Source organism: Vibrio sp. 05-20-BW147 (genome assembly GCF_013369385.1).
In the GTDB taxonomy this organism is placed as follows: domain Bacteria; phylum Pseudomonadota; class Gammaproteobacteria; order Enterobacterales; family Vibrionaceae; genus Vibrio; species Vibrio floridensis.
The window spans coordinates 111,777-126,664 of sequence record NZ_SZTO01000009.1 but is presented as its reverse complement, the minus strand read 5'-3'; the positions used below and the strand labels follow the sequence as shown (position 1 = coordinate 126,664).

The 14,888-nt window shown below is 47.0% G+C and carries 17 protein-coding genes and 1 other RNA gene; 10 read left to right on the top strand and 8 right to left on the bottom strand.

The genetic code is table 11. From position 1 onward, the window contains the following. Window positions 1-21: 21 nt before the first annotated feature. Window positions 22-600, bottom strand: coding sequence for an RNA polymerase sigma factor RpoE (gene rpoE / locus FC652_RS10175; RefSeq protein ID WP_038941456.1), 579 nt, complete (start codon window positions 598-600; stop codon window positions 22-24). 351 nt (window positions 601-951) lie between these two features. Here rpoE and nadB point away from each other — a divergent pair, with 351 nt between their 5' ends. Next, window positions 952-2,559 carry an L-aspartate oxidase gene (nadB, locus tag FC652_RS10170; RefSeq protein WP_176298474.1) on the top strand — a complete coding sequence of 536 codons (1,608 nt, stop codon included), beginning with the start codon at window positions 952-954 and terminating at the stop codon, window positions 2,557-2,559. 12 nt (window positions 2,560-2,571) lie between these two features. Here nadB and FC652_RS20840 read toward each other — a convergent pair whose 3' ends face one another. After that, complete coding sequence (locus FC652_RS20840; protein ID WP_336886310.1) at window positions 2,572-2,922, bottom strand: hypothetical protein; 351 nt, start codon at window positions 2,920-2,922, stop codon at window positions 2,572-2,574. Between the two features lie 43 nt (window positions 2,923-2,965). After that, window positions 2,966-3,226, bottom strand: coding sequence for a succinate dehydrogenase assembly factor 2 (locus FC652_RS10165; RefSeq protein ID WP_011151170.1), 261 nt, complete (start codon window positions 3,224-3,226; stop codon window positions 2,966-2,968). A 196-nt stretch (window positions 3,227-3,422) separates the two neighbouring features. Here FC652_RS10165 and ygfZ point away from each other — a divergent pair, with 196 nt between their 5' ends. From ygfZ to FC652_RS10150, 3 genes are all read left to right on the top strand, one after another. Continuing rightward, window positions 3,423-4,397 (top strand): tRNA-modifying protein YgfZ, encoded by a 975-nt coding sequence (gene ygfZ, locus FC652_RS10160; protein ID WP_176298473.1) that lies wholly within the window; start codon window positions 3,423-3,425, stop codon window positions 4,395-4,397. After that, window positions 4,387-4,899, top strand: coding sequence for an aminoacyl-tRNA deacylase (locus tag FC652_RS10155; protein ID WP_053542048.1), 513 nt, complete (start codon window positions 4,387-4,389; stop codon window positions 4,897-4,899). The genes ygfZ and FC652_RS10155 overlap by 11 nt, the downstream gene beginning before the upstream one ends. 588 nt (window positions 4,900-5,487) lie before the next feature. Next, window positions 5,488-5,694 carry a DUF1107 domain-containing protein gene (locus FC652_RS10150; RefSeq protein WP_011079489.1) on the top strand — a complete coding sequence of 69 codons (207 nt, stop codon included), beginning with the start codon at window positions 5,488-5,490 and terminating at the stop codon, window positions 5,692-5,694. A gap of 80 nt (window positions 5,695-5,774) precedes the next feature. Here the strand turns inward: FC652_RS10150 and FC652_RS10145 are convergent, their stop codons facing one another. The 3 genes from FC652_RS10145 to FC652_RS10135 are packed head-to-tail and all read right to left on the bottom strand — an operon-like array spanning window position 5,775 to window position 8,786. Beyond that, complete coding sequence (locus FC652_RS10145) at window positions 5,775-7,007, bottom strand: FAD-dependent 2-octaprenylphenol hydroxylase (RefSeq protein WP_176298472.1); 1,233 nt, start codon at window positions 7,005-7,007, stop codon at window positions 5,775-5,777. A 13-nt stretch (window positions 7,008-7,020) separates the two neighbouring features. Next, window positions 7,021-8,196 carry a 2-octaprenyl-6-methoxyphenyl hydroxylase gene (ubiH, locus tag FC652_RS10140; RefSeq protein WP_176298471.1) on the bottom strand — a complete coding sequence of 392 codons (1,176 nt, stop codon included), beginning with the start codon at window positions 8,194-8,196 and terminating at the stop codon, window positions 7,021-7,023. A 14-nt stretch (window positions 8,197-8,210) separates the two neighbouring features. Beyond that, entirely contained in the window at window positions 8,211-8,786 is a 576-nt protein-coding gene (locus tag FC652_RS10135; protein ID WP_176298470.1) for a YecA family protein, read from the bottom strand. A gap of 246 nt (window positions 8,787-9,032) precedes the next feature. Here FC652_RS10135 and zapA point away from each other — a divergent pair, with 246 nt between their 5' ends. The 5 genes from zapA (at window position 9,033) to serA (ending at window position 12,335) form a co-directional block, all read left to right on the top strand. Next, window positions 9,033-9,344, top strand: a complete 312-nt coding sequence (gene zapA, locus FC652_RS10130; RefSeq protein ID WP_176298469.1) for a cell division protein ZapA — start codon at window positions 9,033-9,035, stop codon at window positions 9,342-9,344. Between the two features lie 5 nt (window positions 9,345-9,349). Then, window positions 9,350-9,534, top strand: a non-coding RNA gene (ssrS, locus tag FC652_RS10125) — 6S RNA. A 3-nt stretch (window positions 9,535-9,537) separates the two neighbouring features. Next, on the top strand, window positions 9,538-10,137 hold the full coding sequence (locus FC652_RS10120) for a 5-formyltetrahydrofolate cyclo-ligase (protein WP_176298468.1): 600 nt from the start codon (window positions 9,538-9,540) through the stop codon (window positions 10,135-10,137). A gap of 52 nt (window positions 10,138-10,189) precedes the next feature. Beyond that, window positions 10,190-10,846 carry a ribose-5-phosphate isomerase RpiA gene (rpiA, locus tag FC652_RS10115; protein ID WP_043877321.1) on the top strand — a complete coding sequence of 219 codons (657 nt, stop codon included), beginning with the start codon at window positions 10,190-10,192 and terminating at the stop codon, window positions 10,844-10,846. Between the two features lie 259 nt (window positions 10,847-11,105). Beyond that, window positions 11,106-12,335: a phosphoglycerate dehydrogenase gene (serA, locus tag FC652_RS10110; RefSeq protein WP_176298467.1), complete on the top strand. Its 1,230-nt coding sequence runs from the start codon at window positions 11,106-11,108 to the stop codon at window positions 12,333-12,335. 58 nt (window positions 12,336-12,393) lie between these two features. Here serA and FC652_RS10105 read toward each other — a convergent pair whose 3' ends face one another. Both FC652_RS10105 and FC652_RS10100 read right to left on the bottom strand, forming a co-directional pair. Further along, a complete protein-coding gene (locus tag FC652_RS10105) occupies window positions 12,394-13,086 on the bottom strand; it encodes an oxidative stress defense protein (RefSeq protein WP_176298466.1) in 693 nt (230 codons plus the stop codon). Between the two features lie 110 nt (window positions 13,087-13,196). Next, entirely contained in the window at window positions 13,197-14,093 is an 897-nt protein-coding gene (locus FC652_RS10100; RefSeq protein ID WP_176298465.1) for a LysR family transcriptional regulator ArgP, read from the bottom strand. A gap of 127 nt (window positions 14,094-14,220) precedes the next feature. Between FC652_RS10100 and FC652_RS10095 the strand changes: the two genes are divergently transcribed. After that, window positions 14,221-14,841, top strand: coding sequence for a LysE/ArgO family amino acid transporter (locus FC652_RS10095; protein ID WP_176298464.1), 621 nt, complete (start codon window positions 14,221-14,223; stop codon window positions 14,839-14,841). Window positions 14,842-14,888 lie beyond the last annotated feature (47 nt).

The following is a 14,888-nucleotide window of genomic DNA, read 5'->3' as shown; positions in this document are numbered from 1 at the left end:
TCACCATTGTTGTTACTGGTACTAGCGTTGTAAAAGAGGTTGAATTTTCTTTTCCACCGCCTCACGAGCACGGAAGATACGCGAACGTACCGTTCCTACAGGGCAATCCATTACTTCTGCAATTTCCTCATAGCTCAAGCCATCAAGCTCTCGTAGAGTCATTGCTGTTTTTAAGTCTTCTGGTAACGCATCGATCGCACTAAAAACCACTTGCTTCAACTCATTGGACAACGTGAGGTTCTCAGGGTTCGAAATTTCTTTCAAAGCGTTACCTGTCTCATATAATTCAGCTTCATCAGCATCCACATCACTGGCGGGTGGCCTACGGCTCTGGGCAACAATGTGGTTTTTCGCCGTATTCACTGCGATGCGATACAACCAAGTATAAAAGGCACTTTCACCACGAAAACTTGGAATAGCTCGGTAAGCTTTAATAAAAGCCTCCTGCGCTACATCAGGGACATCACCAGGATTACTAACGTATCGGGAAATAAGATTGCAGACTTTGTTTTGGTACTTCACCACCAAAAGATTGAATGCTTGCTTATCGCCACTCTGAACTCGCTCAATCAATACTTGATCGGTCAACTGCTCGTTCATTCGAGCGGATACTCCTATTCGTTATGCTCCATACATTTCAGATATGAGCAATAATTATGCAAAATGTAGTATTGACACCACTGCTTACTTGAGCACTATTGTGACTTGCGCTCGTCAAGAAAGTTCCCAATTAAGTGCATTTTTTTGTCAAAAATTTAGGCGCAATGTGATGTAATAAACACTCTCTGTCGCTGATTTTGGAGGGACAGAGTAAGAAAAGCAATGGCATTAATTTCAGATAGCCTTTTCTTACCGGTGCAAACTGGTGTTTTTGCGTGTACTGGAAGCACATGATGTGCGGATTTATACAAGGTGGCCAGTGCCACTTTAGACCGGGATTTTGAAAATTTTATGAACGCAAACCGTGAACATGAATGTGATGTGTTAGTGGTGGGCAGCGGAGCTGCTGGCTTGTCGTTGGCCTTGCGCGTAGCTAATCACTGCAAAGTGATTGTGCTTAGTAAAGGACCACGTAGTGAAGGGGCGACTTACTACGCCCAAGGTGGCATCGCTGCTGTTTTCGATGAGTCAGACAGTATTGAATCACACGTTCAAGACACTCTGATTGCCGGAGACGGTATCTGTGAAGAAGCGACGGTAAAGTTTATCGCTGAAAACGCCAAAGAGTGTGTGCAGTGGCTCATTGATGGCGGTGTGCCCTTTGACCGTGAGGAAGACGATTCCGATGACCAACCTCGCTACCACTTAACCCGCGAAGGCGGTCATAGTCATCGACGCATCTTGCACGCAGCCGACGCAACGGGCATGGCGATGCAGACCTCGCTGCAAGATAACGCTCACAACCACCCTAATATTCATGTTTTAGAGCGCCACAATGCTCTTGATTTGATCACCGAAGACAAAATCGGCGGTGACAAGAAAAAAGTGATCGGTGCGTATGTCTGGAACCGAAACGAAGAACACGTAGAAACGGTCCGAGCCAAATTTGTCGTGCTCGCGACAGGCGGTTCATCGAAAGTGTATCAATACACCTCTAACCCAGACGTCTCTTCTGGAGATGGCATTGCCATTGCTTGGCGTGCCGGATGTCGCGTGGCAAACATGGAGTTTAACCAATTCCACCCAACCTGTTTATACCACCCAGAAGCTCGTAACTTCCTCCTCACCGAAGCACTGCGTGGTGAGGGTGCCTACCTACGCCGTCCGGATGGTTCTCGCTTTATGCCAGATTTTGATGCGCGCGAAGAACTGGCTCCCCGAGATGTCGTGGCTCGCGCAATTGATTTCGAAATGAAACGTCTTGGCGCTGACTGCATGTACCTCGATATCAGCCACAAACCCGCTGAATTCATTACCAAACATTTCCCGATGATCCACTCTCGCCTAATGGATTTAGGTATCGACATGACCAAAGAGCCAATCCCTATCGTGCCCGCTGCGCACTACACCTGTGGTGGCGTCATGGTCAATACTCAAGGACAAACGGATCTCGACAATCTCTATGCCATTGGTGAAGTGAGCTATACTGGCCTCCACGGTGCCAACCGAATGGCGTCCAACTCCTTGTTGGAGTGCGTGGTTTATGCTTGGTCTGCGGCAAAAGACATCGTGAAAAAGCACAAAGAAGTAACGCTTCCACCAAGCTTGCCGAGTTGGGATGAGAGCCAAGTGACCTGCAGTGATGAAGAAGTAATCATTCAACATAACTGGCATGAACTTCGTTTGTTCATGTGGGACTACATGGGCATCGTTCGTACTGATAAGCGTCTTGAGCGCGCACTGCGTCGCATTCAAATGTTGCAACAAGAGACGCATGAGTACTACAGTAACTTCCGCGTTTCTAACAATTTGCTCGAACTGCGTAACTTGCTGCAAGTCGCGGAGCTGATGGTACGTTGTGCGATGCAAAGGAAAGAGAGCCGCGGTTTACACTATACTCTGGATTACCCTGAGCAACTTGAAAACAGTGGCCCGACGATTTTGACGCCGGAGTCATAATCGCACCAAGCATTACAGGGAGTCGTTTGGCTCCCTTTTTTGTTGCCATTGCGTCAAAATTAATTGCAATTGCCGGTAACTGACATCATCGCAACTGTCTTTCCACAATAACAAACGCTCTCCATCATTCAGTCGAACAGAAACAAACCACCACAAAAAGTGTCGATTCACCGAAGTAAGGTAACGTGTTGTTTGGTGTTGTTTCACCGAACCAGAGCGATACACTCTCACCACTCCAGTCAGTGACGGATTGAGAAGTTCTGTAGACCAACCGGACCGCATCAAAAGACAAGTGAGAGGGAAAAAGAGCACCAAAGGAAGGGGCGAAAAGAGCAACGCCCAAACCAAACAAGCGCAAAGCATGCGGTTCACTATTTGGGCGTTCCGTGAGATCTTGAGGCTAAGGTTAACGAACCTTACTGAGGTTGTGTGCGACAATTTTATCTACCATTGACGCATGACCAAGATTCTCACTTCGTCCATGCCCCATCACCCAAGTAAACAAATCGGGATCATCGCACTCCAATAAAGAGACAAAATCACGTTGTTCTTGTTCGCTGAGCTTATCAAAACACTCTTCAAAGAAAGGCATAACAACCACGTCCAACTCCAACATGCCACGGCGACATGCCCAGCGGATACGTGCTTTTTCTTCTGTAGTGTACATCGGCTATTCCCCACCAAAGTATTTATAATTTAGCGCGGAGTGTAACAAGGCTACCGATTTGCCACTAGTAGATATGTCACAAACTGAGTAGCAATCGCATCTCAACAAAGGGAAGCCCCTACATTTCCTCTGCTGACAAATGGTCACTTGCAGATTAACATACCTCAACAAATCGACTTTATGGATAGCGAATAACATGCAATCGACTCAACCAATCCAACGATGCGCGCTTGGCAGCCAACAAGCGTTACCAGAGCTCGCCGTCAGCTTATTAGATAATCTTGGTCTGATAACCATGACAGGTAACGATAAAAAATCGTACCTTCAAGGTCAGGTGACTTGCGACGTCGTTTCCTTAGAAGCGGATCAAGTGACTTGGGGCGGCCACTGCGATGCAAAAGGCAAGCTGTGGAGTGCCTTTCGTCTGTTTCATTACGCCGATGGCTACGCAATGTTGCAAGATAAGTCAGCCATTGACGTGGAGTTGCGTGAACTCAAAAAATACGCCGTCTTTGCCAAGGTTGAAATCAATGTTAGCGATGCCATCTTGCTGGGCGTTTGCGGTGTACAAGCGGAACAAGCCATCGCGAAACTGACCAACAATGCAGAGGCGGCAGTGGTAACCTTTGCCCAAGGGACAGCGGTAAAGATCTCACCACAGCGCTGGTTATTGGTCGTAGATGCAAACCAACAAGATGAAGTGCTTGCCATGTTGGCGACAGCACTGTTGTGTGACCACGCTCTTTGGGATCTTTACGATATCCTAGAAGTCGCTCCACGCATCCCTGCTTTTGCCCAAAATGAGCACATTCCTCAAGCGGTAAATTTGCAGGCGGTGAATGGCATCAGCTTTAAAAAGGGCTGCTACACAGGCCAAGAGACCGTTGCACGAGCCAAATATCGTGGCATCAACAAGCGAGCTCTGTATCGCCTCTCCGGCGCCATAGCACCATCAGCCACAGAGGCAACGATCAGCTTGGAACGCAGTGTGGGTGATAACTGGCGCGCGGCTGGTGAAGCCTTGGTGAGTTATCACTTTGATGATGGACGAGCGACCGGACTTTTTGTGCTACCAAATGACCTAGAGCCCGAGACGCAATTTCGCCTAGCAGGTCAAAGTGAGCAATTGTGGCAACGAGAGCCCCTACCGTATTCCCTCGATGACGAATAGTGATTTGTCCACAGCATTGACCCGCTACCTTGATGAGCAACAGGTGCCCTATCGTCTGTTGCCTCATCAAACACCAGCCACCACCATCGAAGACGCAGCCAAACAGCGGGGGATTCGTCCTGCGCAAATGGTCAAATGCATTTTGCTGCGTGATATGAGTGATCGCTATGTACTGGCGTGTGCACCAGGCGATCGCGCTGTTGATCCGAAAAAAGTCAGAGCATTAATGGATTATCGGCGCATGACCTGTGTTGACAGTTCGCAAATTTATGCAATTACAGGATATCAACTGGGCACCGTGACTCCCCTGTTACTGAAAACCCCTATGCCGATTGTCTTTGACCATGCACTCCAAGCGGAGTCGATGGTCACCATCAGCAGCGGAAACAATATGGCAGGAGTGGCTTTATCGTTAACAAGCCTAGCTCAACTCAGCACCCCCATCTGGGCTGACATTTGTCGTTCTAGTGAGCTAGGCACATTCCCAACACACCAAAAGTAATCGATTGCGCTCACAATTTGTGATCAACTTCAAATCAACAGAAAAATCCCAATGGGATTTTTAGTCACATTAAAAACATAAATAGTCACAGCGATTATTTTAGGATAACCTGAATTTGTTGATTGACCGCTCAATGAGCGTTCAGTTGACCCAAGTGAATCCACTGACCTTAGTCAGGAAATCCACTTTTGTGTAATGCATCTGTGACTATTCGCCCGCTGTTGCGGGCTTTTTTTTAGGCTCCAACCTATTCGAGTGAATCTTTTCCCCATAAATAGCCACCTCATAGTGCGTAACAAATAATTACCAACTATTCTTATTCTTGTAACAAAACTATTGCTTAATGCGTCACGTAAAACATGAGTGACCATGATTCGAAAAGAGACAGATAACGTTAAGGTTCCGTTTGCATGACCATTTTGAGCTTAACCTCACTAAATTGAGGACAATTATGGGGAAATTTGTCTAGCTCAGCACAATTATCTAAACACGAAAGACTTAGCTCTATTTTAATCCAGAGATGTCACACATTTAAGTCACAGTAACTGTTAGACTAGCGGAGCTGATTGAGAAAAAAGGAAAGTAAGTATGAGACTGTTTAAGCGCTATACACCAGGTATGATTGCTAAACACGTGAGTCGACTATTTAAGGGAAGAATTTACATTTACGGCGTAGGAAAATTTGAGTTTGATAATGGTAAATTGATCCTGCCAGCAAAAGCTGAGCAAAAGCATTTTCAAACCGTGAAAGAAGTCAATCAGGAGATCATGAAGCTGCGCTGTGCCTACGCTTAATTGTCTTGTCGATAAAACAAGATAACCAACTGAATTCAAAAAAGAAAGGGCTAATTTTCAGCCCTTTCTTTTTATTCTCACTATGAGCGACTCAGCTCTGGTTGACGACGTTTCGCCAACTCAGGAAGCTCGCCATCCAATCCCAACGCACGTCTCATGATTTGATCTTTAGCGCCCGGAAGGTGCCCTGCCATTGTCAAACCAACGCCACGTAAGAACTTTTTCAATGGATTAGAGCCGGAAAACAACTCTCGAAAACCCTGCATCGCGGCAATCATTTGCGCCGCTTCCGCTTTACGCCAACGCTCAAAACGACGCAGGTTGCGCTTGGCGCCAATGTCTTCACCTCGTTGCCAAAGCGCGAGGATCTCTTGCGCCAGACTGGCAGCGTCGAGCAAGCCCAAATTCACGCCTTGCCCCGCCAAAGGATGGATTGTGTGTGCAGCGTCACCAATCAGGGCGACACGCTCTTTGACAAAATCTCGAGCAAAACGCATTTTCAGTGGTACGCTAAAACGCTCCCCAACCACTTCGCACAGTCCCAAACGCATATCAAATTCGGCACTCAGCGCCTTATTGAACTCACTGTCTGACATCGCCATCAAACTCGTTGCGCGCAGTGATTCAGTCGACCACACAATCGAGGTCATGTTCTCTTCAGACATTGGCAGAAAGGCCAAAGGTCCTTGAGGAGTAAAAATTTGACGTGCAACTGAGCAATGTGGCTCGACGGTGCGAACATTGGCTACGATCGCAGAATGGCCATAATCCCAATGAGTTAGCGGGATATCCTGCTGACGTCGAACCCAAGAATTGGCGCCATCTGCACCAACCACCAATTTGGCCGTGAGCGCCTGACCATTGTCGAGCGACAACCACACTTCGCTCTCTCCTACACTCATCGATTGACACTGACAAGGCATCAGCACCATCACATTATCCAGCTTGTTAACCTGCTCCAAAAGTGCCAGTTGAATGACACGATTTTCAACAATATGGCCAAGATCCGGCTGTGCCATCGCATCCGCACTAAAGTCAATGTGGCCAAAACTGTCTTGATCCCACACTTCCATCGCCACATAAGGAGAGGCTCGTTTTTCCACAATGGATTGCCAAGCACCCAGATTTTTTAAGATATGTTCGCTGGAACGACTGAGCGCGGAAACTCTCACATCCGGCAGTTCATTCATTTGCAGATTTGGAGCCTGCCCTTCAATCACTGCTACACGCAAATCGCTGTCTTTAAATGCCGCGGCCAGCGCCAGTCCCACCATGCCACCGCCAACGATCGCCACATCCACACTTTGTATCATTTTGTTTTACTCGCTATCGGCTCACCAGACCTAATGTCTGGCGTAATAGTGGCTGTTTCAGCCCAGAAAGATTATCCATCATCACTAGCCCGAGGTTGCGAGCCACTCTGAGTGCAAGGTAATCATTAGAGAAAAGGTGTACCAAACTGGTCGTCATCCAAATAGTGTTTTGTCGGTCACCACAACGGCGCTGCTTAAAGCGCATCAGAGAAGAATACGCCCCAACATCATCAAGCTGCTTGGTGATCTCTTCTGCCAGTGAGGCCACATCGCGAATGCCAAGATTAAACCCTTGTCCTGCAATCGGATGTAAGGTTTGCGCCGCGTTACCTACCACAGCAAAGCGATGAGAGATGTTCTGTTCTCGATGACGTAATATCAGCGGATAACTCGCCCTCATGCCCACTTTTTGCATTTGACCTAACCGCCAACCAAACTCTTGCTGCAAACGTGCCAAAAATTGCTCTTCAGATAACAACATCACCTGCTCAGCTAAATCCGGAGGCAGACACCACACCAAAGACATGCGATTGTCAGACATCGGCAGCAACGCGACTGGACCATGCTCAGTAAAGCGTTCAAACGCACGCCCACGATGCGCCTGTTCTGTCACGACATTAGCAATGACAGCGGTTTGTGCAAAATCATGCTGCGCAAGGGGCATGCCCAGTTGCTGGCAACAGTTGGAGACTGCCCCATCAGCGGCCACCAGCAGTTTTGCCTGCAGCGTTTCTCCATTATTCAAATGCACCGCAACGCTATCCGTGAATCGCTCCACGCGTTCCACTGCGACAGGGGTGTAGAGGGAAATGGAGTCACAACGCTGCAATAACGACTGATAGATACTCCCAACATCTGCCAGCTCCACCACATAACCCAGTGCGTCAACGCCAACTTGTTGTGCGGAAATATCGGTCATTGCCAGATGAGAGCGATCGGAAACGTGAATATCCGTAATCGGCGTGGCACAAGGCGCTATCGATGACCAGAGTTGGAAACGACGCAAAATATCAACGGTGCCATATGAGAGTGCTATTGAGCGAGAATCGAACCCCGGGTGACTGGTATCAACCTGATAAGGTTCGACAACCGCGACGTTCAATTTATTATCCGTCAGGTGCGAAAGTGCCAAAGCAAGCGTCGCCCCAGCCATTGCTCCGCCAGCAATTACAACATCATATTGCGTCATTTCCGCCCCTCAGATTAATGAATGGTCGGGGTTTCAGAGGAAGACGTTTTGGCGCCAAACTCCGCATGGATCAGCAACGCACATGCTTTAACATGCTCAATAACGTGTTCCAGCAGCTCTGCTTGCTCTTGCAAATCGTCGTCTTCATCAACACCGAGACGAGCCATCTCTTCGAGATCCGCCAGTGCTTCTTTCGCCTCTTCTGACGCCTTGTTGAGTGCAGCTCCCGCTAAGCCCAAACCAGAAATATAATGATTAACCCAATCAGAAAGGGCATCTGCCAGCGCAAAAATGGCATCTTCACCTTCTGCGTTTGGCAACAACAGGTTTAACACCATTTCATCACTAGTTAACTGAGCTGAAGTCACGTTAAACAACGCTTGCGCCTGTTCCAACGCCGCACTCGGCCAACCCATGCCATCATTGGTATAATCAAACAACATTGGCTGCCAACTTTGATCTTGCTGTGACAAACCACCACTGATCATGCCTGCAAGTAATCCATGCAGCTCCGCTGGAGTTACCGCCAGAGTGGCCATTTTCATTTCATCAGCAACGACTTGGTAGCTTGGAAGTTGATTTTTACTCATTGTCTTTCTTCATAGTGATCATCTGTGGGGAGTAATCCTACCATTTAGCGCCTTGAGCGAAAACGATGATAAACGCGTTTTCTGCATAGCAAATGAGCAAATTGTCCAATAACTGACTTCTTGTTGTCACATTTATCTCAAGACGTTGTGAAATGCTTGAATCTTGATAGCGCTTTACCTATAGTTTGTTCCTCAGTCGTTGTTGAGTACAGCATCTCAGTTCGCGCGTTATAGAGTTAATCCATCATGAGCAACCAAGCGGTAGACGTTGAAATTCTTGGCAAAATCACCCGTGTTAACTGTCCTTCAGGACAGGAAGATGCATTGGTTGCCGCAGCAAAAGATCTTGACTCCCGTTTGAAAGAGATGAGTGAGCGAACTAAAATTACTAATGAAATTCAGTTACTCACCTTTGCTGCCTTGAACATTTGCTACGAGCTAAATAGCAAAAGTAGCCAAAGTAATGAGCAACAACAACTGATGGTTGAGCGCATGGAGCAGCTAACCACGTCGCTAGACCAAGCGTTAACAAAAGTCGCGCATGGATCGCCGCAGTAAAGAATTTTACCCTGGAGTGTTTGTCCGCGGGATTGACGTCCCTGAGCCGATAAGCAACACCAAAGGGTTGGTACTTGATCGCTATTGAGCAAGCTTGGCCCGTACCGAGAAGCCTACGGTAATCATTGCCGATCCGCCTTGAACCAGCTGGTTCAAGGGCCAAAATCCGCAACGGCACTCTGGGGTATCCTCTATGCAAAACCTTTCCCGGCAAGACATCCGCACACTTATCCGCCAAAGACGCAATCAATTATGCAGTGATACTCAATATCAAGCTGCACTGGATTTGACAGCTCACTTTGCCCAGCTCGATGAACTCACTGACGCGCAACACATCGCCCTCTATCTTTCTGCTGACGGAGAGCTCGATACCAAACCGTTGATTGAATGGCTTTGGGAGCTGGGTAAGCAAGTGTATCTCCCAGTCATCCATCCTTTTTCCAAAGGGCAGCTTCTTTTTCTGCACTACCATCGCCACACCGATTTGATCTACAACCGCTACGGTATCCTTGAGCCCAAGCTTGATAAACGTCATATCATCCCACTCGCAGAGCTTGATTTAATTTGTACGCCACTGGTCGCCTTTGACAGCACAGGGCAAAGGCTCGGTATGGGCGGCGGCTACTATGACCGCACCTTAGAGCGTTGGTTTCGCACTGGCTTAGGAGCCAAGCCTATCGGTATCGCCCATGATTGCCAGCATGTTGAGCAGCTACCTTGCGAAGTTTGGGATATTCCTTTGCCTAAGATCGTGACCCCAAGCCAAATCTGGCAATGGGAAAACACAAACTAACTCGTTATAATCGCGCGGCACAAACTATCCTTCATCAATTCAGGAGATGAGCATGACTCAAGATGAAATGAAAAAAGCCGCTGGTTGGGCAGCGCTCAAGTATGTGGAAAAAGGCAGCATTGTTGGCGTAGGAACGGGCTCAACGGTTAATCACTTCATCGATGCTCTTGGAACCATGAGTGAAGAGATCAAAGGTGCGGTATCCAGTTCTGTTGCATCAACAGAAAAACTTGAAGCACTAGGCATTAAAATTTTCGACTGCAATGAAGTCGCATCTTTAGACATTTACGTTGATGGCGCGGACGAAATCAACGCAGATCGTGAAATGATCAAAGGCGGTGGCGCGGCGCTCACTCGCGAGAAAATCGTTGCGGCGATTGCGGACAAGTTTATCTGTATCGTCGATGGCACAAAGGCTGTCGATGTTCTTGGGACTTTCCCTCTTCCTGTTGAAGTCATCCCAATGGCTCGCTCATACGTTGCGCGTCAATTGGTTAAACTTGGTGGTGATCCTTGTTACCGCGAAGGGGTGATTACTGACAACGGTAACGTCATCCTTGATGTTTACGGTATGAAGATCACCAATCCAAAACAGCTGGAAGATCAGATCAACGCTATTCCAGGCGTAGTGACTGTCGGTCTTTTTGCTCATCGCGGTGCTGACGTGGTCATCACCGGCACTCCAGAAGGTGCCAAAATTGAGGAATAAATAGCTGGTTTTGCGCTATTTTCCGTTATTTGATTACAGACGGCGCCCAAGGGCGCCGTTTTTTATGACTTTCTTGAAGAAAATTATCTCTTATTCCGTAATTTTCTTACCCAAAACAAAAATTTTTTGTTACTTTATTGAGCAGAAGACGCACAAGGAAACGTTTGTCCTCCGCCAAAACTGTTAATTTCACTGCTCTTAACGATTTTGTTTAACGTGCGCCAAATTAGCCCACCTTTCCATTTTAAGGACGAAAACAATGGCCAAAGTTTCACTGGAAAAAGAGAAAATAAAAATCTTACTTCTTGAAGGCCTCCACCCTTCTTCGGTAGAAGTGCTACAAGCGGCAGGTTACACCAATATCGAGTACCACAAGGGTTCCTTGTCGGATGCGGATCTTCTAGAAGCGGTTAAAGATGCGCACTTCATCGGCATTCGCTCTCGCACCAACTTAACCGAAGAAGTCATTAACGCAGCGCAAAAACTGGTTGCGATTGGCTGCTTCTGTATTGGCACCAACCAAGTGGATCTGAATGCGGCGGCAAAACGTGGTATTCCCGTGTTTAATGCCCCATTCTCTAACACGCGTAGCGTAGCGGAACTAGTGTTGGGTCAAATCCTTCTGCTACTTCGTGGTATTCCGGAAAAAAATGCCTTGGCACATCGTGGTATTTGGAAAAAGAGTGCCGACAATTCCTACGAAGCGCGTGGTAAGCGTCTTGGTATTATTGGTTACGGCCATATCGGTACTCAGCTCGGTATTATTGCTGAAAACTTGGGTATGCGTGTCTACTTCTACGACATTGAAAACAAACTGTCATTAGGCAACGCAACGCAAGTGCACACAATGAGTGAGCTACTCAACAAATGTGACGTAATTTCTTTACACGTACCTGAGACTCCAGACACAAAAAACATGATGAGCGCAGAAGAGTTTGCGCGCATGAAGCCAGGATCTATCTTCATTAACGCGGCACGTGGCACAGTTGTGGATATCGAAGCGCTTTGCCATTCACTCGAATCAGGTCATATTGCTGGTGCAGCAATCGATGTGTTCCCGGTAGAACCTGCAACCAACGCAGATCCTTTCGAGTCGCCATTGCAAAAATTCGACAACGTGATTCTTACTCCACACGTTGGAGGGTCAACTCAAGAAGCACAAGAGAACATTGGTGTTGAAGTCGCAGGCAAATTAGCGAAGTATTCAGACAACGGCTCAACGCTGTCTAGCGTTAACTTCCCTGAAGTGTCACTGCCAGAACATCGCAGCTGTTCACGCTTGCTGCACATTCACCAAAACCGCCCGGGCATTCTGACGCAAATCAACACCATTTTTGCTGAAGAAGGGATCAACATTGCTGGTCAGTACCTACAAACATCCGCTGATATTGGTTACGTGGTGATTGACGTCGAAACTGAGCGTTCTGAAGAAGCATTAGTGAAATTGAAAGGCATCGAAGGCACCATCCGCTCTCGTATCCTTCACTAAATCACACAGACAATAAAGGGCAGGTTATCCTGCCCTTTGCTATGGACTCACATTTTTTCTAATCGAGTTTGTAGGTCACATCCACCTGATCACGAATGATTAAGCTCGAATCTTGATAGCTGTTGCTTTCCGATTTAGCGTCCATCATCATCGTTCGCATCAACACAGGCTGAACATTCGGCTGGTTGTAGTTGATCTGCCAAACCTCGCCCAGCGATTTACCAAATCCTTGCGCTAGGAAACTGGCCTTCTGCTGCGCATCTTTTATCGCTTCTAGACGCGCTTGTTGCTGATATTCCGCTTCATTACTAACCAGCAATTGAATATTGTCGACCTGATTGATCCCTGAATTTAAAGCAAGATCGAGATAAGCATTAAGGTTCGCCAAATTCGCTACTTTGACAGTCACGCTGCGTGAGGCACGATAACCCACTAAATCAGGCTTCTCGTTTTTCGGGTAATGGTATTGCGGCGCTAAATAAAGATTAGAGCTGGTAATACTTTGCTTCTCGACGCCCGCTTTTGCCAGCGCGACCAAAAACGTATCGACGGTTGCATCTACCGACTGCTTGGCAGATTCCGCCGTCATGGTTGAATCAACCACTTGCACGCTAAATACGGCCATATCAGGCTTAGCCACGACCTCACCATAGCCAGTCGTTGAAAGATGGGCAAAATCTGGCGCTTGAGCTAATGCGTAACCCGACACTAAACTAGCTGAAAGCAATAAACTCGTACGAAAACACTTCATGCAATAGACCTTTCTCTAGAGAAACTGTTTTGATAATAGAAGGTTTGCAGAATTAACCAATATCTTGTGGCCATTTCTTACACAACTTTGACTCTGTCATAAAAAGGTAACTACTGCGGTAAGTTGGCCTGCGCGTAGCTCACAATCGCTTGAGAAATTTCTTTCAATACACCAGTCTCAAGTTGCCAATGATGCCAATAAATTCGATATGAAAGTAAAAAGCCTGGCGTAATATCCATCAACACTCCCGATGCAAGTTCTTTCTCAATTTGTAATTTAGGAATTAAACAATAAGCGATACCAGAAAGCGCCAAACGAACAAACGCTTCTGAGCTTCCGACATTATGATTGATGATGGAATCGCGAGAAATGTTGAAATGGTCGTGCAAAAAACGATTGTGTAGATCATCATATTGATCGTACGACACCGCTGGTGCTTTACGCAGTGATTGATAATTCACGCCTTGTGAGAAGTAACGTTGATAAAACTCCGGACTTGCCACACAGACGTAATCCATACGGCCAAGATAATCAGCCTTACAACCAGCAATTGGCTGATCTTCTAAACTGATCGCACCTGCTACTTCACCACTTTTTAGCTTGTCGATTGAACGTGATTCCCCATAAATAGTCAGATTCAGTTCGACCTGCCTTTGCGTCATGACTTCCTTTAGTGCGGGTAACAACCAAGTCGCCAAACTATCGGCATTGGTTGCCAAAGCAAGTTGAATAGGACGCGTCACATCATCGTTCATGAGCTCTGGTATCAGCTCATGCTCAAGGATGCGCACGCGTCGATACAAGCCTAACAACTTCTTTCCCACTGGTGTCGGTTTGGGTGGTTGTTCACGTATTAGCACTGGTTGCGCCAAAAATCGCTCTAATTGTTTAATTCTCTGCGACACCGCCGATTGAGAGATGTACAACTCTTCCGCGGCTCGCTCAAAACCACCTTGCGCAACGACGGCATCTAATGCCTCTATCCATTTGTAATCTAAACCACGCATTGCACTTCCCTCAAACAAATCAGTCTTGCTTATATAGGATTAAAATCATTAATTATACTTATACCAATTATAACGATACCTTGCTCACATTCTCTTTATCATTAGATCATTGTTACCGAGGTTTATCGTGAATTTTTGGGTGTTACTACAAGGCTTTGGTTTAGGTGCCACCATGATTATTCCCATTGGGGCACAAAATGCCTTCGTTCTCAATCAGGGCATCAAACGTAACCACCATTTAACAACCGCCGCGATCTGTAGCGTTTTAGATATGATTTTTATTTCATTGGGGATTTTCGGTGGTGGTGCCATTCTCTCACAAAATGAAATGCTGCTTACCGCTGTCACACTGGGTGGCATTGCATTTCTGACCGTATACGGACTAATGTCATTAAAAAGCGCCTTCAAGCCCGCAGAACAAGCAGAAAAAAATCATGAAGTGGTTGCCCGCGGACGCAGAACCGTCATTTTGGGTGCTTTGGCTGTGACAGTATTAAATCCACACCTGTATTTGGATACGGTGGTAATTTTGGGATCCATTGGTGGGCAATTCGAAGGGAACGATCGCATTGCCTTTGCGATTGGAACAACGCTAGCATCATTCACTTGGTTCTACGCACTCTCCATGGGTGCCGCAAAACTAGGGCCTACATTATCAAAGCCTAAAGTGAAAAAGGGGATAGACATTGCGGTGGCTGCGATGATGTTTACCATCGCCATTCTACTGACTCGCTCTCTCAACCTTTGATACTCAAAAATCGGTAAAAGGCTCGCTCGATAAAAAAGCTACAGCGT